This window comes from Pirellulaceae bacterium (genome assembly GCA_029243025.1).
Taxonomy (GTDB): Bacteria; Planctomycetota; Planctomycetia; order Pirellulales; family Pirellulaceae.
On record JAQWSU010000009.1, the window covers coordinates 105468 to 124678 of the forward strand.

19 protein-coding genes are annotated in these 19211 nt (G+C 52.4%); 12 read left to right on the forward strand and 7 right to left on the reverse strand.

Going from position 1 to position 19211, the window contains the following annotated elements:
* Positions 1-24 precede the first annotated feature (24 nt).
* From hemC to P8N76_04555, 6 genes are all read left to right on the forward strand, one after another.
* Positions 25-954, forward strand: coding sequence for a hydroxymethylbilane synthase (hemC, locus tag P8N76_04530; protein ID MDG2380917.1), 930 nt, complete (start codon positions 25-27; stop codon positions 952-954).
* A 121-nt stretch (positions 955-1075) separates the two neighbouring features.
* On the forward strand, positions 1076-1516 hold the full coding sequence (fliW, locus tag P8N76_04535) for a flagellar assembly protein FliW (protein MDG2380918.1): 441 nt from the start codon (positions 1076-1078) through the stop codon (positions 1514-1516).
* 274 nt (positions 1517-1790) lie between these two features.
* A complete protein-coding gene (gene csrA / locus P8N76_04540) occupies positions 1791-2003 on the forward strand; it encodes a carbon storage regulator CsrA (protein ID MDG2380919.1) in 213 nt (70 codons plus the stop codon).
* Between the two features lie 421 nt (positions 2004-2424).
* Positions 2425-2703 (forward strand): hypothetical protein, encoded by a 279-nt coding sequence (locus P8N76_04545; protein ID MDG2380920.1) that lies wholly within the window; start codon positions 2425-2427, stop codon positions 2701-2703.
* A gap of 69 nt (positions 2704-2772) precedes the next feature.
* The gene (locus tag P8N76_04550; protein MDG2380921.1) at positions 2773-3978 is read left to right on the forward strand and encodes an amidohydrolase; all 1206 of its coding nucleotides are present in this window, start codon (positions 2773-2775) and stop codon (positions 3976-3978) included.
* A gap of 25 nt (positions 3979-4003) precedes the next feature.
* Positions 4004-5131, forward strand: a complete 1128-nt coding sequence (locus P8N76_04555; protein MDG2380922.1) for a YbdK family carboxylate-amine ligase — start codon at positions 4004-4006, stop codon at positions 5129-5131.
* 70 nt (positions 5132-5201) lie between these two features.
* Here P8N76_04555 and P8N76_04560 read toward each other — a convergent pair whose 3' ends face one another.
* Entirely contained in the window at positions 5202-5798 is a 597-nt protein-coding gene (locus tag P8N76_04560; GenBank protein MDG2380923.1) for a thioredoxin family protein, read from the reverse strand.
* 539 nt (positions 5799-6337) lie between these two features.
* Between P8N76_04560 and P8N76_04565 the strand changes: the two genes are divergently transcribed.
* Positions 6338-6793, forward strand: a complete 456-nt coding sequence (locus P8N76_04565; GenBank protein ID MDG2380924.1) for a hypothetical protein — start codon at positions 6338-6340, stop codon at positions 6791-6793.
* Positions 6794-6931: 138 nt separating this feature from the next.
* Here the strand turns inward: P8N76_04565 and P8N76_04570 are convergent, their stop codons facing one another.
* The 3 genes from P8N76_04570 to P8N76_04580 all read right to left on the reverse strand — a co-directional run bounded on the left by P8N76_04570 (position 6932) and on the right by P8N76_04580 (position 8479).
* Positions 6932-7267: a heavy metal-associated domain-containing protein gene (locus P8N76_04570; GenBank protein ID MDG2380925.1), complete on the reverse strand. Its 336-nt coding sequence runs from the start codon at positions 7265-7267 to the stop codon at positions 6932-6934.
* A gap of 134 nt (positions 7268-7401) precedes the next feature.
* Complete coding sequence (locus P8N76_04575; GenBank protein MDG2380926.1) at positions 7402-7695, reverse strand: Dabb family protein; 294 nt, start codon at positions 7693-7695, stop codon at positions 7402-7404.
* 313 nt (positions 7696-8008) lie between these two features.
* A complete protein-coding gene (locus P8N76_04580; GenBank protein MDG2380927.1) occupies positions 8009-8479 on the reverse strand; it encodes an FHA domain-containing protein in 471 nt (156 codons plus the stop codon).
* Positions 8480-8642: 163 nt separating this feature from the next.
* Here P8N76_04580 and P8N76_04585 point away from each other — a divergent pair, with 163 nt between their 5' ends.
* Positions 8643-9557 (forward strand): TIGR01212 family radical SAM protein, encoded by a 915-nt coding sequence (locus tag P8N76_04585; protein ID MDG2380928.1) that lies wholly within the window; start codon positions 8643-8645, stop codon positions 9555-9557.
* A gap of 24 nt (positions 9558-9581) precedes the next feature.
* On the opposite strand, the gene P8N76_04590 is transcribed toward P8N76_04585, so the two are convergent.
* Positions 9582-9929, reverse strand: coding sequence for a DUF1475 family protein (locus P8N76_04590; GenBank protein MDG2380929.1), 348 nt, complete (start codon positions 9927-9929; stop codon positions 9582-9584).
* Positions 9930-10000: 71 nt separating this feature from the next.
* On the opposite strand from P8N76_04590, the gene P8N76_04595 reads away from it, so the two are divergent.
* Positions 10001-10843: a histone deacetylase gene (locus tag P8N76_04595; protein MDG2380930.1), complete on the forward strand. Its 843-nt coding sequence runs from the start codon at positions 10001-10003 to the stop codon at positions 10841-10843.
* Between the two features lie 462 nt (positions 10844-11305).
* On the opposite strand, the gene P8N76_04600 is transcribed toward P8N76_04595, so the two are convergent.
* Together P8N76_04600 and uvrA are read right to left on the reverse strand one after the other, a co-directional pair.
* Positions 11306-13201, reverse strand: a complete 1896-nt coding sequence (locus P8N76_04600; protein MDG2380931.1) for a DUF389 domain-containing protein — start codon at positions 13199-13201, stop codon at positions 11306-11308.
* Positions 13202-13316: 115 nt separating this feature from the next.
* Complete coding sequence (gene uvrA, locus P8N76_04605; protein MDG2380932.1) at positions 13317-16208, reverse strand: excinuclease ABC subunit UvrA; 2892 nt, start codon at positions 16206-16208, stop codon at positions 13317-13319.
* Between the two features lie 320 nt (positions 16209-16528).
* Here uvrA and P8N76_04610 point away from each other — a divergent pair, with 320 nt between their 5' ends.
* The 3 genes from P8N76_04610 to ligA are packed head-to-tail and all read left to right on the forward strand — an operon-like array spanning position 16529 to position 19142.
* Positions 16529-16702 (forward strand): hypothetical protein, encoded by a 174-nt coding sequence (locus tag P8N76_04610; GenBank protein ID MDG2380933.1) that lies wholly within the window; start codon positions 16529-16531, stop codon positions 16700-16702.
* 50 nt (positions 16703-16752) lie between these two features.
* On the forward strand, positions 16753-17148 hold the full coding sequence (locus P8N76_04615) for a cupin domain-containing protein (GenBank protein MDG2380934.1): 396 nt from the start codon (positions 16753-16755) through the stop codon (positions 17146-17148).
* A complete protein-coding gene (gene ligA, locus P8N76_04620) occupies positions 17145-19142 on the forward strand; it encodes an NAD-dependent DNA ligase LigA (protein MDG2380935.1) in 1998 nt (665 codons plus the stop codon). Before P8N76_04615 ends, ligA begins: the two co-directional genes overlap by 4 nt.
* The last annotated feature ends 69 nt before the right edge of the window (positions 19143-19211 follow it).

The window sequence follows — 19211 nt, forward strand, 5'->3', positions numbered from 1 at the left end:
CAAGAGACGCGGGAGAATTCGTTGGTGAAACACGCTTCTAACTTGACGCTTCGCTTGGGAACTCGCTCCAGTGCTTTAGCGCTGTGGCAGGCGAACTGGGTAACCGAGCAACTCACTGCCTTGGGCGTAAATGTCCAGGTTGTACACATCAAAACCTCTGGGGATGTCCGCTCTGGACCGATTGGCCAGCTTGGTACCCAAGGCGTATTTACGAAAGAGATTCAACGGTTCTTGTTGGAAGAACAGATCGATTTGGCGGTTCACAGCTTAAAGGATTTGCCAACCGATACCGTGGCAGGATTGGACTTGGTGGCGGTGCCCACGAGGGAAAGTTCTGCCGATGTGTTGGTTTCTCGTGTTTCTGATTCGCTTGATTCTCTGCCAGACGGAAGTCGGATTGGAACCGGGAGCGTGCGACGACAGGCACAATTGTTGGCCATCCGCCCCGATTTGGCGGTTTGTGAAATTCGCGGTAACGTCGGCACACGATTGCAGAAACTGAAAGAGGAACAGTATGACGCACTCATACTAGCCGAGGCCGGTTTGCGACGATTGGGTCTCGAATCGCACATCACACAGATTATCCCCCCATCGGTGATGCTGCCTGCGGTTGGCCAAGGCGCCTTGGGAATTGAAACTCGTGCTGCCGATGACGAAACGCGTGCTGCGGTTGAACAACTGAATGATCGTTCCACCTGGCAGTGTGTCCTGGCAGAACGAAGCTTGCTGTCGGCGCTGCGCGGTGGATGTTCTGCGCCTGTTGGCGCCTTTTCGGCCCTCGACGGAGACGCATTAAGTCTGCAAGCAGTCGTTCTAAGCCTCGATGGGACAGAGCGGATTTCGAGCGAGCAGCAGGGCGCAGTCTCCGAAGCAGTGACGCTCGGGAAAAGTGTTGCTGATTCACTCTTCAAACAGGGGGCCGAGCAATTACTGCAATCGGCCCGTGATAGCTGACAGCATGGAGCAGCATTCCGTCGTTACAACGGGTTTTCCTTGCAGTGTTTGCCACTCGATGGTCGATGATCCGTTCTGTCGGTACGGATTGTAACTGTCGTACTCTTTAGGTGAGCAGATTATGGAATTGATGACCGCCCGTTTTGGATCCATCGCATTCGGTACCCATGAAGTAATTCGCTTCGAGCGAGGGCTCGTTGATCGAACGGGAGATCGTCACTGGTTGTTGCTAGGTGATCAGGCTCATGAGTCTTTGAGCTGGCTTCAAAGCATCGCTCACCCGGAAATTGCTCTGCCAGTGGTGTCGATCACCGAATACGCCGCTGACACGCCTTTATCGTTGCCGACGGGTAGCGTGGAGCTCGCCAAGATCGATGTCCGAGCACCGGTTATCGTTGTCAGTCCGATCATGCGATCTGAGGATTCCATTTCGATCAATTCGGACATGCCGATCATCATTGATCCAATCCGCCGTCGTGGCGTGCAGGTTGTGCTTAACCATGAACAGTCCGCGCAACATGAATCGTCGGAGCAGCCGGCGCCGCTGCGACAATGTGCGTAGTAGCAACGCTGTCGGCAAAATTTCTTCTCTCGCACGACGCTCGTGTTATTCTGGGCAAGCTACGTTACCGATAGTTGATTCTAACCCCAGAGTGGTTGAGTTATCGCACCACGCGATCCTGATCGCGTAGTTCGAAATCATCCTGAAACGGGATCGTTTACGATTTTTGTATTTGGCGCTCGTCCTCCCGGTTTTGAGCGTCGATTTTACTCCCACCAGGTACATGCAGCCGTGGCGTGAATCGCGGTTGCCTATAAACAGGAAGGAGCCAACGATGCTGGTCCTTTCACGCCACCGTGATGAGAGCATAATGATCGGTGATAATATCGTGATCACCGTGGTCGACGTTCGCGGCGACAAGGTTCGCTTAGGAATTGACGCACCCACGGATATTCCGGTTCATCGGCAAGAGGTATACGACGCTATCCAGCGTGAGAAAAATGCCAAGAAGGATGCGGCGGTCAGTGACTCTGATCCTGCGAGTTGAAACAGGTCTCGGTTCTGCCCCGATGAGCTGGTGAACGCACCTGGTTCTTCGGGAAGATGAGCGACCGAATTTGACGAGTCTCGCCGCTCGTCCGTCGCCGGACGGACGATGACTCGAAGGATTCGAGATTGTTTTCGCGCGGGTTGAAGCTGAGCGTCCGGATCCGTCGGGAAAACCGAGCGTGCTATCGTTTCTGCGATAGAAAACGGCTTCTTTTCCTATTCTTGGGGCCTCTAGCCTTGCTTGGCAGAGAACGTCTCCCTTTAATGAGACGTGCCGTCCCAATATTCCCTGGCTCAACTGCGCCATTGGCCCGAGCAATCGAGGCACAAATCGGCCCATCTGGGGCAAACGGATTCGTTTTGAGATGGCATGGGGCATCTCGTGTGTGGAAAACGCAATTCTCAAATCAAGGAATCCTATGAACTCGCCTCACCAGAAAGAAAAAGAATCCACCTTTCGCAGTTTGTTGCCTTTGGTACTTGCGTTTTTGCTGGGGGGCGGCGTGTTGGCGGCGCTTTCGGCATTGACCATGGGATTTGTGGGCGTGATTGTTGCGGTCGTGTTTGGTATGGCCGCATTTATTGCGGTCCAATATCTGATCTGGGGTTGGTGGCTGGGGGATGTCATTCGGCAAGACGAAGCGGCGCGCAAGTCGTCCGAAGGAAGAGAATCGGATTCGTCACTGAAGTCTCGTTGAGAGCGCAAAAGTCAACGTTTTACCGTTATGAAACTGAGAGGGCCCATGTCGGAATCTTGGAAAACGGAGATGGACAACCAGTTTGATCAGTTGGAAGATCGGCTGATCAACTTTCGCCGGCATTTACACCAGCATCCGGAACTTTCTGGAGAAGAACGCGAAAGTAGTTTGCTGGTTTATGCCAAGTTGGGAGATGAAGGTTTTTCCGTCAAGCTTGGCCACGAGGGATTGGGGGTAATCGCTGATTACGCGACCGATCATGCGTCTGAGAAGTTACCCATCTTTGCCATGCGGGCGGATCTCGATGCACTTCCGATACAAGATGAGAAAACGGTGGCGTACCGCAGTTCACATATGGGGATCATGCATGCTTGTGGGCATGATGTTCATACGGCCATCGTCAGCGGTGCAATTTTGGTTCTCAAATCGCTTGAACAACAAGGCAAGTTGCCCTGGCCGATTCGAATTCGAGCGATTTTCCAACCCGCCGAAGAAACTTGCGAGGGTGCATCACGTATGATCGAATCCGGCGCCCTCGAAGGAGTTGCCGCGATCATGGCAACCCACGTCGATCCTAGTTTGCCGGTTGGGCGAGCAGGAGTTCGCAACGGAGTGCTGACCGCCAGTTGCGATGAAGTCTTGATTCAGATTCGAGGTCACGGTGGTCACGCGGCCAGGCCCCATGAGTCGAAGGATCCGATTTCTGCTGCCGCGCAACTCATCAACGCCCTTTATTTGCATCTGCCGCGAGTGACCGACAGCCAAGATGCGGTCGTTGCCACCTTTGGACAGATCAGCGGGGGCCGCAACTCGAACGTGATTCCGGAAAAAGTCGAACTCAAGGGCACGATCCGAACTCTGAATCTAAGAGTGCGTGAGGAAGCCAAGCAGCATATGATGCGAATTGCCCAAGGCGTCGCGGAGACGACGGAAACCCTCATCAAGGTGGATTTTGGTGTGAGTTCACCGTCGGTCGTGAATGACGCGACAATCATCTCCCAAACTCGCTGCGCGTTGGTCGAATTGTTAGGGGAAAGTGCGATCCATGAGATCGCCAGACCAAGCATGGGAAGCGAGGATTTTGCCTTTTATTTGGAACGTGTCCCTGGCGCTTTGGTGCGGCTTGGTTCCGCAGGGCCAAGCGTGGAACCTACCGCATTGCATACACCTAATTTTGATGTGGATGAAGGCGTAATTCGTGTTGGAGTTCGCCTACTCGTGCATCAGGCAATCGAATGGTTTCGACCTAAAACGTCGAAAGTTCAATCGTCATGATTTTCGAATTCTAAGCGAGGCATCGATGGGAAAACTAAGCTTCAACGGAAATGATCATCCCTCCTTGGGTGTGGAAATAGAACTGGGGCTGGTCGACATCGATAGCGGCGACCTTTCCAGTTCGATTCAAGCAGTCTTAGCTCAATTGGACGAGCAGACCTTGTTGCGGTGCAAGCCGGAGCTGATGCAGTGTTGTTTGGAAATCAACACAGGAGTCTGTCAAACGGTTGACGATGTCGAACGAGACTTGACCCGAGATCTCCTCGTGGTGCAGGAGACCGTCGAGCAAATGGGGTTGGGATTGTGGTGGGGGGCAACCCATCCATTCTGCTCATGGAGAGATCAACAGGTCATGCCCGATCCTCGATATCAAGGACTCGTCAATCTGCTCCAAGACATGGCTCGACGCCTCGTGACATTTGGGCTGCATGTTCATGTTGGCGTCGATTCGGGCGACAAGGCTGTCATGATCTGTGATCGAATCATGCAGCACTTGCCAACGATACTTGCCTTGAGTTGCAGCAGCCCCTACTGGGAAGGTCGTGATACGGGATTGCACTCCCATCGGTCAAAAATCATGGAAGGTCTGCCGACGGCCGGTCTCCCAACGCTCATGCGCAATTGGAGCGAATATGTCTGGTTGGTCAATCATCTCATCGATACGGGATTCATCAATACCATCCGAGAAATCTGGTGGGACGTTCGGCCGCATCATAACTTCGGAACGGTCGAAGTTCGGGTTTGTGATATGCCGGGGAGCCTCGAAGATGTGCTGGCATTGACCGCCTTCATTCAAAGTTTGGTCCAGGCCTTGTCGGATGAGATCGATCGAGGAACCTATCAACACGATTGCCACCCGATGATGGTGCGGCAAAATAAATGGCGCGCTTGCCGGTTTGGAAACCAAGCCGAACTCGTCAACTCCTACACCTACGAAGTGCAAAATGTGAGAGACCTCGTGTTCTCGATGACTGACAGGTTGGCGAAAGTCGGCGCGTCGTTGGGATGTGAACATCACTTAAGACATGTGCGACAAATGGTGGATCGGCCAAGCTGGGCAGACAAGCAGAGGCAAATCTGGAAAGAAAGCAGTGACCAACGCGAAGTTGTTCGGCGCTTGGTCGCCGAGTCTCGTGTTAAGATACCAGGTTAGGGCGACGTTCACGCGGAGAACTCGTGATGAGCCCCACGCCTGTCTCCCGAGGAGACTGTCAGACGCGTTCTTACTTTGGCAGGCCAGCCGGATCAAAATAGGTTGGCTCTTGGCCCGGCTTCCATTTGATATTGCAGCCGAGACTAGGCTTTTGCTCTTCCGGAATTGTTTCGCCTCGCAAGATTGCATCGAGTGCTTGACGGAGGTCCTTGCCAGTTACCGGAATTTCGTTTTTGGGGCGACTCTCGTCTAATTGGCCGCGGTAGATGAGTTTTTGATCCTGGTCAAAAACAAAAAAGTCCGGTGTGCATGCGGCCCCATAGGCCTTGGCCACCTTTTGTGTCTCGTCAAACAGATAGGGAAACACATAGCCACGGCTTTCTGCTTCATGAACCATTTGCTCAGGCGAATCCATCGGATGGCCCGACGTATCATTCGAATTGATACCGACGAAGGCGACACCCTGAGACTGGTACTCGGCCGCGAGTCCGGCCAAGTGGTCTGCCACATGAATTACGTAAGGGCAATGGTTGCAAATGAACATCACTACCAATGCCGGGGCACCCGGGAAATCCTGGTTGTTCACCATTTGACCGTCCACGTTGAGCAGCGAAAAACCTGGAGCGGCCGTTCCTAATGGCATCATCGTACTGGCTGTTCGAACCACGGTCTTGGATCCTGTCTCGTTAAGTGTGTGCGGAATCGTGAAATCTGTTCTCGAGCATCGTAGCTTGCCCCTTCGGATTTCGAAAGCCGAGGGGCAAAGTCGCGGGGAAATATTCGATCTCTTTTGAAAATTTTCGGCGATGGATCGATTTGCTATCGATGTTCTATGTGATCAAGAAAAAAATATCACCGATTGCGCCAGCACAGTAAATGTAGGAGTTATCTAATTTTCGATTGTGAGACGAACGAGACTCGTTCGACCCCACGGGTTCTCGTGACCATTTTTTCGGCGATCTTCCGCCGGTAGAGTTTGGTTGTTTTGCCTGTCTTACTACTTGAAGATCTGTCGAATGATGCTAACTTGGTCGACTCTTACTGGAGATTCATCGCAAAATGAAGACGATCGGTGTGACAAGAAACGTGGCCGATTCCAGTAATTAAAGGCTGAAATACCTCGCCAAGTCTGGCTTTAGGTCGAACAGACAGCTGCTCGTTGTAGCTGCAACGAAGACCCAAGGTCTTTTTGAAAGGAATGCACCCATGCAATTGCTGCTTGTCAATTTGATGGCAGCGACAAGCCTCGCTGTATCGGCAACCGGCGATCTCGATTGGTCGACTCACTACGGAAATGCCAAAGCGAAGGCGTCACAGTCGAATCGGCCACTGCTGGTGATCATTGAAAACCCAACTGTCGCCGCTGATCGATTGGATGACTCGGCGTTAGTGAAAAACAAAGAACGTGTTGCGATTGTCAAAAATTACGAGCTCTGCCGCGTCGATGCGTCGACAGCTTATGGCAAACGCGTTGCGGCTGCTTTTGGAGCAAAATCGCTCCCTTACACAGCTGTCACCGATCGATCTGCTCGTTACATCACCTATCGCAGGGCAGGGAAAATGTCCGCTGACCAATGGGCTCAAGCGCTTGGCCAATCTCAACGGATGAGCGCCGTTTTTGACAGCACCAATTGGTCGACCGGCACCTATTGCTCGTCGTGAGTACGCTAACGCGCTGACCGAGTTTCGGTCACAACTTGCGGATCGATTTGATCCCGAAAAGATGGGTAATTTATCGTAATCTTGAAGATGCGGATTGGGTTGATTCCCAGTCCGCATTTTTTTATCGCGAGTTGCCCTTTAGCGTTTTGGCTTTTGCGTATAAATACCGAGCGGGCTAGCGATTTTCACGGGTTGGAAAGTGGCGGATTCAACAGCCTCCCATAAGGCTTTTGGCGAGGGCGTCTTTGATTTTTGTGGAGTCACAATTGCGAGCCCCTTTTTGTAGTTGGTCTTCACGCTGACCACGCCGGGGACTGCGTAAAGTTTGCCCGCAATCTTCTTTGCGCATGAATTGCAGTGCATGTCCTTGACGTACACTCTTGTGAATTGAGTTTTCGCTGCCTCTGACTGTGACAGCATCAGGACAGTTGCCATCAACAAAGCAACCGCCGTTCGGATGGCGAAGGTATGCATGCCTGCGAGTCCTTAATCTACGTGACGGATAACGAACAGTCTCATTCGTATTTATCGGCAGGAGTTGCTCGGCGGATCAGTCTTCGCTTAGCTTTCGGCCCGCGGTAGCGAGCATTGCAGGCAGGCAGGTGCATTCACCCATGCAAATTGGAATCAAAGACTCTCACTTTCGCCCAGTTTTCTCTCTGTCCTTCGATAAATTCATTGTGGCGTGGAGCGACTTGATACTTGTCGTGAGCTTCACGGCTTTCAAAAACGAGGTTTAAGGCGACGTCAAACTCTTTGTCATTCACGTCACGATCTGCGTCGGCTCGCAGGCCGGCGGAGAAGTAAACGGTCCCGTCGTGTCCAGAAAGATATTTCTCGCAAGCTTGAACCAATCCCTGACAGGCTTCTGGGCTTTTGTCTTTGAGTGAAAAATAAACCATGTGTGAAAAGTGATTCGTGGAAGCCAACGGAATACTCCTAATACCTTTGAGTGAATGAGTAAATGGAATGGTTCAATGCACAAAGGGTTGCCTCAACAGTCCGAAAAGAGGTTTGAACTTCGTATCTGCGAAGCCTGCGGGGGGGTGCCTTGAGCGGTGACGAATTCACAATTGTCGTAGGGCCTGTCGTGGACATCAAGCCTATCAAAGGGATTTGCGATGCGCAAGAGGCGAGCCGCAAGGGCGGATCGATCCGTTCGCAGAAAGAGTCGCCCCACCATTGGCGATTGGGGCGACGATTGTTTAGATTTAGCTAGACGGGGCGGTTGGGGTCACGAAAACGGCCGCCTTCGTCATCCGAAATGTCATACCGTTCTTGATATTCCTCGCGTTTTCGACGATCGAGGCCTGCTCGTTCCAGCAGGGACTTGCCGAGTATTTCCCGCGTTCCATCGAGTTCAGCCGGGTCGGCGGGCGGCGGGCCTAATGCGCCCAAATCGGTTGGCGAGTAGATCAATTCATAGGCATGTTTGGCAACTGAAACGGTATCACCCGGATCAACCCGCTTCTCGGTGATTCGTTTACCGTTGATCTTGGTGCCGTTGCGGCTGTTCAGATCTTGCACAAACCAATATCCATCCCTTAAGGTGAATTGGCAGTGATGGGCGGAAACATTCGCGAACCTGAGCCGAATGTCGCAGCTCTCACGCCGCCCAACAAGCAGACTTTTTTTTAACAGCGGAATAGGGTCTCCGCCACCCACTGGAACCATCTCTCCAAACATCGCATTCACGCCTTGTAATTGAAAAAACGCACCTAGTTCAAAGCAGCAAGTGCGGTAAATAGCAAACCCACAATCTTAAACATAGTTTCACATTAAATTGACGTCAATCAATCCACATTCTGACCGCTCGAATAAACAGGCTTTTGATTGGCAAAAAGCTGGCCTGCCCTATTTTTCATATGGATTCTATCTGCGTCAGCGATTCGGTCAACGTGTTCAAAAAGTGAGCATTGACGCTGGTTTTACCTGTCCCAATGTGGACGGCACCGTCGCGATTGGGGGCTGTACATTCTGCGACAACCGCAGTTTTAGCCCCAGTCGAAGAATTCCACGGCAGGGGGTGCTAGATCAAATTGACGAAGGTATTCGCCGGCTGAAGCGTCGTTACACATGCGATCAGTTCATGGCTTATTTTCAACCAGCGACGAATACTTACGCACCGGTGGAAAAGCTCCGGCCGCTCTATGAGGCTGCTTTGTCCCATCCAAAGGTAGTCGGTATGGCGATCGGTACCCGTCCGGATTGTGTGCCCGACGATGTGCTTGAGCTGTTGGAGCAGGTCGCCGGCCAAACCTATTTGTCGGTGGAATATGGCTTGCAAACGATTCATGACCGCTCTTTGGATTGGATGAATCGTGGGCATCATCATCAAGTGACGGTCGATGCGATCCAACGAAGTCAGGGTCGCGGATTTGAAATTTGCGCCCATGTCATGCTCGGCTTGCCCGGTGAAACGCATGAGGACATGATGGCGACGGCTGATGAAGTTGCCCGACTTAATTTTGACTCAGTCAAAATCCACAACCTGTATGCCGTTAAAAATACATCGCTCGCTGATCAAGTGACTGCGGGTGAAGTTCAATTAATGGGGCGAGACGACTACATTCGAACCGTGGTCGATTTTCTCGAGCGGCTGCCACCATCGATGATTGTTGAACGTATCAGTGGTGATGCACCTCCCGATTACTTCGTTAGTCCAAGTTGGTGTTTGGACAAATCTAGCGTCCTGCTGGGTTTGAAAAATGAGCTGGCTGTGCGGGGCACTCATCAGGGTAAGTCTTACGCCAGCGATCGCTAATTGCGTCGTGCTCGGTAACGGCAACTAGGTCGCTGGTGCGGCCTTTGCTCGCAGTAAAAGATCGGCAGGTTGACCGCTTCGCCAAGCCACCAACCGAATGATTAGGTAGATCGCCATCGCAATGTTTCCCAGCGTCATAATTAAAATGAACCAGACAATCCGTTTGAACCAAGTTGATTCTCGATAGGCCACCCAAGCGTAGAAGGTCAGGAATCCAAAGTAGGCGTCTGCCAGCGTGGCGATGAACCAAGGGTAAGACATGAGTTCGCTGCCCGCATCCAACATGCTGCGATCGAGGCTGGCCCAGCTGGTGATTAATAACATGCCGGCTAGAATGCAGCAGAACATGACAAGAAGCAGACTTCGCATCATTTGGTTTCCTGATGAAGCTTTTTTACACAGACCATTTTGACCTACCGCTTCCTCCGCGGCACCGTTTTCCGATGGCCAAGTATTATAGGCTGCGAGAGCATTTGGCGAGCGGGGCTATCGCTGCCAAGTTAGAATTCTGTGAACCGCCGTCGGTCACGGACCGACAACTCCAGTTGGCACACGATCCGGTCTATCTGCGGAAGATTGTGGAAGGTGAGTTATCGGAGGTGGAGGAGCGACGGATTGGCTTTCCCTGGTCGACGCAGATGGTGGAGCGTTCGAGACGATCCGTGGGGGGCACGCTATCTGCCGCACGCGTGGCGTTGAAAGAGCGGATTGCGATCAACCTTGCCGGTGGTACGCATCACGCATTTGCGAAGAGTGGACAGGGCTATTGCGTCTTCAATGATACGGCAGTGGCAGCTCGTGTGTTGCAGTCTGAAGGCATGGTTCATCGTGTTTTGATCGTGGATTGCGACGTTCACCAGGGAAATGGTACCGCGTCGATTTTTGCGGAAGATCCTTCTGTCTTCACCTTTTCCATGCATGCGACTGGCAACTATCCGTTTCGTAAATATGCTGCCGATTTAGATGTTGCTTTACCCGACGGTACGGCCGATCAAGAGTACCTCGATCGCCTGGATCGATCTTTGAACCTCGCTTTGAAAGAAGCTCGGGCCAACTTGGTTTTTTATATTGCTGGGGCGGATCCCTACGAGGGTGATCGCCTCGGTAAACTGCGGCTCACAAAGCCCGGTTTGATCGCCAGAGATCGGATGGTGATGAGTCGGTGCCGTGATTGGGGAGTGCCCCTGGCCGTCGCGATGGGAGGAGGATATGCCCGGCAAATTTCCGATATTGTCGAAATCCACGCCAACACGGTGGCGGTTGCCCTGCCGCTGTGTTCGTCTTGAGTCAACCAACTTGCGAACAATGAGTCGCAAGAGCCCCTCTGATTTCCATTCAACAGGAGTGAAGATCTGTGGCAAATCGCAAACCAGTTGGTGAAAAATGAGAGTCTTTTGTCGAGCGGCTAATTCGCGAGGCGAAGGCCGAAGGTGAGTTTGATAACTTGCCAGGATTCGGCAAGCCTTGTGCTGCAATCGACGAACCTTTGACTGCCAATGATTGGCTCAACAAGAAAATTAAACGCGAACGGTTATCTGCGTTGCCTCCTGCACTCCAAATCAAATACGACATTGAACAAACCCTTGGCCGACTCCGTCAACTGAATTGTGAATCGCAAGTGGTTCGGCAGCTTGAGCTGCTTAATGAACGAGTTCGTTGCGCTAATTTGTCGTCAACTTGGGCCCGGCATCGACAGCAATGGAAATTGACATCTCACGGTATCTTGTTCGTTGGCGAGCGGGACGTTGTTAGTTTGGGTCGGATTGGGGCCCTAGCCGAATGATTTTTACCAGCGGGTTTTCAATTCGAATTTGCACGGGATTTGAGAAGTTTTCGTTCGCGATGTCGGTGATCATCTCAACCAGTTGATCAGAGATCGGTTTTTCACTGTCGATCACGATTGTTACGCGATTGCCTTCGCGCCTTTTCGCCTGAACGATCGCTCCCAAACTGACGCCTGGTGTTCGATCCATCAGCTGCCGAATGTTCTGCGAGAAACGGTCCGGGAGTTGCTGTTTGGGGATTGATTCATAGATTCCCAGCGCTACAAACAGGAGGACGAGTCCGATCGCCACGCGCAGTGATCGCGATTGAAAAGCTCCGTGCGCGTGACTGCCTCGAATGCCGACCGCTAAAAAACTACAGGCGGTTCCCAATACGATGGCGACGATATTGGTGAGAAACAAGAGGCCCGATCCGATCGCCAAGTGCCACTCTCCGAGGGGAATGCTTAAACCAAGGGTCGCAATGGGCGGCACCAGGGCTGCTGCGATGGCGACACCCGGTAATGCGGAAAGTAAATTCGGCCGTCCGATCGCGTAAGCAGCGGCCATGCCACTAATCAAAGCAACGATCAGGTCGAGTACGCTCGGTGCACCCCGAGCCGCCATTTCTGGCGTCACGGTGATGCCAGGCCAGAGCCAGCCGACCGTCAGACCCAGCGCAACGGCGAGGAAAAATCCTCGGATGATTGACTCGATCGCACTACGAAGTAATACCAAATTACCTTGAACCAGAGACAAACCGGCTCCGAGAAGCGGCGTCATGAGCGGTGCCACAAGCATGGCACCGATGACCACTGCGGACGAATTCTGAATTAGCCCACCTGTCGCGATCAGGGTGGATAAGCAGACCAAGGCAATAAAATCAAAATCCCATTTTGAACTCGATTGGATTCGCTCGACCACCGCAATCCGTTGCGCCCGTTCTAGTTGCGGCACGCCGTGACGTAATGCGCGGTCGATTGAGGATAAGACGCGGCCAGCAAGGGGGGTGGACGAACGCACTGAGAGGACCGCGGGGCCCTCATCAAGCGAGAGCAGGTCTTCTGATAGACCCCGAGCAAACCACCGGTGCATCCGACCATGGTAGCGCGATCCGATTATGATGACGTCATACTCGTTTGTGATTGAGCGAATGCCGTTTTGAACGCGGCTGTCCAGGACAACTCGCCGTTCCACTTCGTTCGCCTCTTCACCCAATGTTGCTTTCAAGCGACGATCGAGGATTTGAGCTCCCACTTGTTTGGCGTATTCATCGACATTGGGTTCGACGTAAACCGCAGAGAGCTGTGCTTGGTACTGGTCGGCAAGTTTTTCCGCAAGGGAGAGCGCTGTGGCAACGTGAGCTCCTGCGCCTGTAGGTACAGCGATGGTCGAACATTCATTCATCGGGACTTTGCCGACTCGAATCTGAATCACTTCACAAGGTGCGTCACTGACGATTTCGTGAATGATTTGCCGATCGAGAGATTGATCGAGGTCCTTATTGCCTCGCCGCAGCAGGATCGATTTGATCGAAGACTTCGCAATCTCTTCACAAATTGCCTGGGCTGCTTTCGGCTGTTGAAGCTTGATGATTTGAAAGCCAACTTTGTCGTCTGGTGCGGAGGCGTCGGCGTCTGGGACATGCACACAACCCGCTTTTTTTAGATCGCTTGCGATCTCTTCGAATGAGCCCCAGTCGATCCCTTGGCTTGGATCCGATTTGGAAGGCAAACCCACTTCAGTACGCTGAACTTGTTGGCCTTGCTGACTCAAGGAGAGGATCAACAGGGATTGGCTTCTCAAACGGGCCAGCCATACTGCCCAGGGCAGCATGGCAATCGCGTCTCGGTTGTCCGAAACTACCAGGGCGATTGACATCTTGCTATTCTCGCTGGTTCCGGTCGGTACTATTCCATTAGTCTGTTGTGCGACATGCTAAGCGATCCGTCGCCAACGTGCCAGCAGAGAGACAGCTGAGCCTTGTGGACATCTGTTAGAGACTGCTGTCTGCGATTCCTTCCCGATTGCTCAGATCCTGAGCGAGTGCCTCGGCCAGAAATCGTCCTGTCGCTGATTCAGGGTTTTCAGCAACCTCCTCCGGCGTTCCTTGGCAAATGACTTCACCGCCTTGGTCTGCAGCCCCCGGGCCGAGATCAATGATGTAATCCGCCGTTTTCATTAGCTGTAAATTGTGCTCGACGATAATGAGAGAGTGGCCAACGCTGAGCAACGCTTCAAAGCAGTCGAGCAGCTTGACAATGTCGGAGAAATGCAAGCCGGTCGTGGGTTCGTCGAGTAGAAAGAGTGTGCGATTTCGTTTTGCGGATGCCAAGTAACCGGCGAGTTTAAGCCGTTGTGCCTCTCCTGCAGAAAGCGTGTTTGCGGGCTGACCCAGTCTGAGATAATCGAGTCCGACGTCCATCAATCGCTTGAGGCGTGTCTGCACTTTTTCTTGGCCGCGAAAAAAACTAAAAGCTTTCCGGACGCTCATTTCCAAGACGTCCGCGATATTCTTGCCACGATAAGTGACATCCAGAATTTCTTTGCGATAGCGTCGACCACTACATTGAGAGCATTTCATGTAAACATCGGCCAGAAACTGCATGTCGATCTGAACGAAGCCATCGCCCTGACAGGCACCACAGCGGCCCCCATCGACGTTGAAACTGAAATGCCCTGCGGAATAATTATGTGTGCGGGCTTCGAGTGTATCAGCAAATACAGCTCGAATTGCGTCGAAAGCTTTAATGTAGGTGACGGGATTGCTGCGAGGTGATTTCCCGATGGGACTTTGATCGACCAAGATCAGGTCGTCAATTTGGCCATCGCCGAATACATCGTCATAGGGTAAAGGTTTGTCTGCATCCTTTCGTTTGCGACGACAGAGGGCTGGGTAGAGCGTGTCTTGAATGAGTGTGCTCTTGCCAGCTCCACTCACTCCAGTGACCAGGCAAAGGACACCAAGTGGGAAGTCAACCGAGATGTTTTTTAGATTGTTGCCGCGCGCCCCTGTCAGGCGGACCTTGCCATGCGTTGTCGGTCGGCGACGTTCCGGAGCCACTGATCCACGCCGTCCCGTGAGGTAATCGCCGGTCAGGCTTTGTCCGGGTTTTAGCATCTCTTCGGGATTGCCTTCGAATACGATTTGGCCACCATTCTCACCTGCGCCAGAGCCGACTTCGATGATGTGGTCCGCACCACGCAGGAAGGTTTCTTCGTGTTCGACAACGACAATCGAATTGCCCCGATTCCTTAACTGGCCGACCGCACGGAAGAGCTGCTCGGTGTCCTTGGGGTGAAGACCAACCGATGGTTCATCCAGGACGTACAGCATGTTGACAAGGCTGGAACCCATCGCTGAGGTTAAGGCCACGCGTTGCATTTCTCCACCGCTCAATGTCTTTAACGGACGGTTTAACGTCAGGTAGCCGACTCCGACGGTGTCCAGGTATTGAAGTCGAGCCTGGACCTGTTCCAACATCATCCGACCCACGGTTCGTTCTCGTTCGTTCAGTTCGAGGTCCGCGAAATACTCGATCGCTTCTTTGATCTTGAGGGCCGAGATTTCTGCCAGATTTCGTTCTCCGACGCGTACTGCTAGCGCCTCGGGACGAAGCCGGGCCCCTTGGCAGTCAGGGCAGGGGCGTGAGCTGCGCCATCGACTCAGGAAGACGCGTAGGTGCATTTTATACTTTCGCCGTTCCAACCAGGCGAAGAAACCTTGCAAACCTCCAAATTCGCGTTCCGGAACACCTTCCATGACAAGCGCGCGCTGGGGCTCCGTCAGATCTTGGTAAGGAACGTCGACGGGTAATTCGTAGTCACTTGCCAAGGCAAGTAACTCTTGAAGTTCGTGTTCGTAGGCCGGTGTGTTCCAAGGCGCAATCGCACCCTCTTTGAGTGATTTCTGAGGCTCTGGGACGATCAGGTCCATATCCAGGTCGATCAGATTTCCAAATCCTTCGCAGGTTGGACAGGCACCGAGCGGACTGTTGAAACTGAATAACTGGGGTTCGAGTTTTGGATATTCGATCTGACAATTCTCACACATCATCTTCGAACTAAAACCCAGGCGATAATAAGATCGGCCGTCAATGGTCTGTAAGCTCTTGCGATGAAATCTCGTATGCGTTGCCACCGGATTGTTGTCTGGATCAGCATTGGAAAGCACAAAAGCTAAACAACGGCCGCCACCATTGCGAAAAGCCGTTTCCAACGAGTCGCGAATTCGTTGTTCAGGAGAGTCACTGGTCAAACGATCCACAACGATGTGCAGCCAGTTCTCCTGGTTGCCATTGACTTTTAGCTCGCCCAGATCGCTGAGATTGCATACGGTGTCGTTGTGGATGGCTCGTACGTATCCGTCGGATTGAAGAGCTGTAATGACACTTTCAGCAGGCTCTTCCTCACCAATGCTCGGCACAAATGAAATCATGTAGCGTGTGCCGGCGGGTAGTTGAGTGAGTATATTTGCAGCGCTTTCAGCCGTATCGCGGTGCACGGGTTGGGCGCAAGAGTGACAGATCAGTTGACCGACGCGTGCAAAAAGCAAACGTAGATATTCGTGTGTCTCTGTCGCAGTGCCAATCGTCGAGCGACTCGAGCGAGAAGGTGACTTGTGAGTCACCGCGATTGAGGGTGGAATGCCGTCGATTCTTTCGGCCGCCGGCTTGTCCAGCCTTTCCAGAAATTGCCGAGTGTAAGCCGAAAAACTTTCGATATACCGTCGTTGGCCCTCCGCGTAGAGCGTGTCGAGTGCGAGGCTTGTTTTGCCACTGCCACTCACGCCGCAAATGACTACCAACTGACGATGCGGGATCTCCAGGTCAACCTTTTGAAGGTTGTGAACCTCAACTCCGCGAAGCGTAATATGTCGGGCAGACAAACCGTTCGTCCCTTTCTGCCACGAGCGTTCGATGACGGGTAATCCCGTATGATAACGGTTGATTTCACAATCGGCTAGGGTTTGCGACTGCCCGGGTCAACGCGCAAGCATGATTTGATATAATTGGACGGGTCGCCGAAAATCGGCTGCCAACAATTAGGATGCGGGTATTCAGAAATGGTAACGCGACTTTGTTGACTCGAATCATTTAGTAACTGCCTATGTTGTCGCGCAAAAAAAGAGTAAATCCTTTCTACGTACTTCTGGTGATCGCCGGGGTTGCGTTTTGCTTGACGGCCTGTGCTTACGGTGTTATGGCGGTGAAAGAATTGCATGCTCCGCGGGCGACGGCTGCTCAAATTGCTGCCGATTCACAGTTCGTCGCCTTGATGGACGAACATGGCCCGATGGCGATGTTAATCGAATTGGCCGTTTTGGGGTTCGCAACGGTGGCCGCCATCGGTACCGATCGATTTTGGTCCGGCGAATCGTAAGCGAATCAAACGATGAATCTTTAACAGATCGATGTTCGGGAGATTGATTGATGAAGGTGAAGAATTCGCAATCGGTGGAATCACAGGTCGTCGATATGGAAGGTGCTGCTGGTTGCACCGTGCGCTGGTTAGTCGGCGAAAAAGACGGTGCACCCACATTTGCCATGAGGCAATTTGAAGTGGAACCGGGAGGGCACACACCCAAACATCATCATCCCTACGAACACGAAATCTATGTGTTGGAAGGGGATGGGCTGGCACTCGAAGGAGACCAGCAACATCCGCTCAAACAAGGCGATGTGGTATTGGTAAAACCTGGTGAGGTGCATCAATTTCAAAACACAGGGACCCAACCAATGAAGTTCCTCTGCTTGATCCCCAATTCGGCAACAGGCAAGAACGTCACCGTGGTTCCTGAGTGTGGAATTGAAACGCCCAGCCAATGAGCTTTCTCGAGGAAATTAAACAGCTGCGCGATGAAATTCGGCAGCACGACCACCAGTATTATGTCAAAGCAGGGCCGACGATTTCGGACCTGGAATATGATCGGCTGCTAGAGCGTCTGAAGCAACTGGAGTCTGAGCATCCTGAATTGGTGACAGCCGACAGCCCCACGCAGCGCGTGGGCGATCAACCGGTGGGCTATCTTACTCAGGTTGACCATCGCGTTCCGATGTTGTCGATCGACAACACTTACAGCGTAGAAGAGTTGCGCAAGTACGGTGAGCGTATTGTCAAGTTGTTAGATGGTGAGCAGCCGGAATGGGTCGTCGAATTGAAAATCGATGGTGTCGCTGCTTCGATTGGCTACGAGCAAGGACAATTGAGCTTTGCTTTGACCCGTGGCAATGGTCGCACGGGTGACGATATCACGCACAATCTTCGCACTGTGGGCGATGTTCCGCTGAGACTCATCGGCAAAACGGTTCCTGCGATGCTAGAGGTTCGTGGTGAAGTGTTCATGATGAACAGCGATTTGGTTCGTCTTAACGAACGGCAGCAGGCGAAAGGCGCGACGCCCTATGCGAATACTCGCAATGTGACCGCCGGAAGTATTCGGCTTTTGGACCCTCGTGTTTGTGCTGAACGCACGTTGCATGTGTTTTGTCACGGGGTTGGTTATGTCGAGGGGTTGAAGGCAAAGACGCACATGGAGTTTCTAGATGAAATCCGTGCCTATGGTTTGCCGGCAACGCCTCATGTCAAATGTTTCCAGTCGATGGATGCCGCGATTGAATATTGCGAGCAAGTCATTCAAGAGCTGCATGATCTTGACTTCGAAGTCGACGGCTTGGTGTTAAAAGTCAATCGTTTCGATCAACGAGAGCGTCTGGGATCGACTTCAAAAAGTCCCCGTTGGCTCGTTGCCTACAAGTTTGAAAAATACGAAGGGGTGACCCGGTTGGAGGACATTCGTGTTCAAGTGGGTAAGACAGGAGCGATTACTCCCGTCGCTGAATTGTCCCCGATTGAGTTGGCTGGCACGACGGTAAGTCGCGCGAGTCTACACAACGCGGAAGAAATCGAGCGAAAAGATGTGCGCGTGGGCGACGTGGTGGTGGTGGAAAAAGCGGGGAAAATAATCCCTCACATCGTTCGTGTCGAAAAGCACGAACGGACGGAAAGCTTGCCACCGTTTAAATATCCAATCGTATGTCCCGAATGCCAAACAGAACTCGTGAAGGATAAAGGTGGGGTTTACATTCGATGCCCCAATCTTTATTGCGCCGCACAAGTGAAAGAACGAGTGCGTTACTTTGCCAGTCGCAATGCGATGGACATCGAAGGGTTGGGTGACAAATTAGTCGACCAGCTGGTTGGTGGGGAGTTGATCGCCGATTACGCGGATCTTTACCGACTCACGCTCGACCAGCTATGTGAGTTGGAACGGATTGGTGAAAAGAGTGCGAAGTCACTGTTGACCGCGATTGAATCGAGTAAAAATCGTGGATTGTCCCGACTGCTGAATGCTCTTTCCATACGACATGTGGGTGCTCGCGTTGCTACCCTGCTTGCCGAACACTTTGGCGCTATGAATTCACTGCAGGCCGCTACGGTGGAAGAGTTGAGCGAAATCAACGAAATTGGCGAAATCATTGCCCAGAGCGTCTTTGAGTTTGTCCACCAGGAATTCGGACGGCGGTCAATCGAGCAATTGATCGAAGTTGGTGTCGAAATGCACGTTTCCGAATCATCAGCCGCCGGTGACAGTTTGGCAGGTAAGACGTTGGTGGTTACCGGGAAATTGACTCAATACTCGCGAGATCAAATTCATGAAATGATTGAAGCTCATGGAGGAAGACCCTCGTCGAGTGTGTCGAAAAAAACTGACTATCTGGTTGCCGGCGACGATGCCGGAAGCAAACTGGAAAAAGCACAGCAGCTGGGAGTGCAAGTTTTGACCGAAGCGGAATTTCAATCGCTGCTCAGTCAAGACTAGGCTCTCTCCATCGCCGCAAGGCGTTGGGCCTATGGGCCCAACGCGAATTAAAGCTGGCGGTTGCAAGTT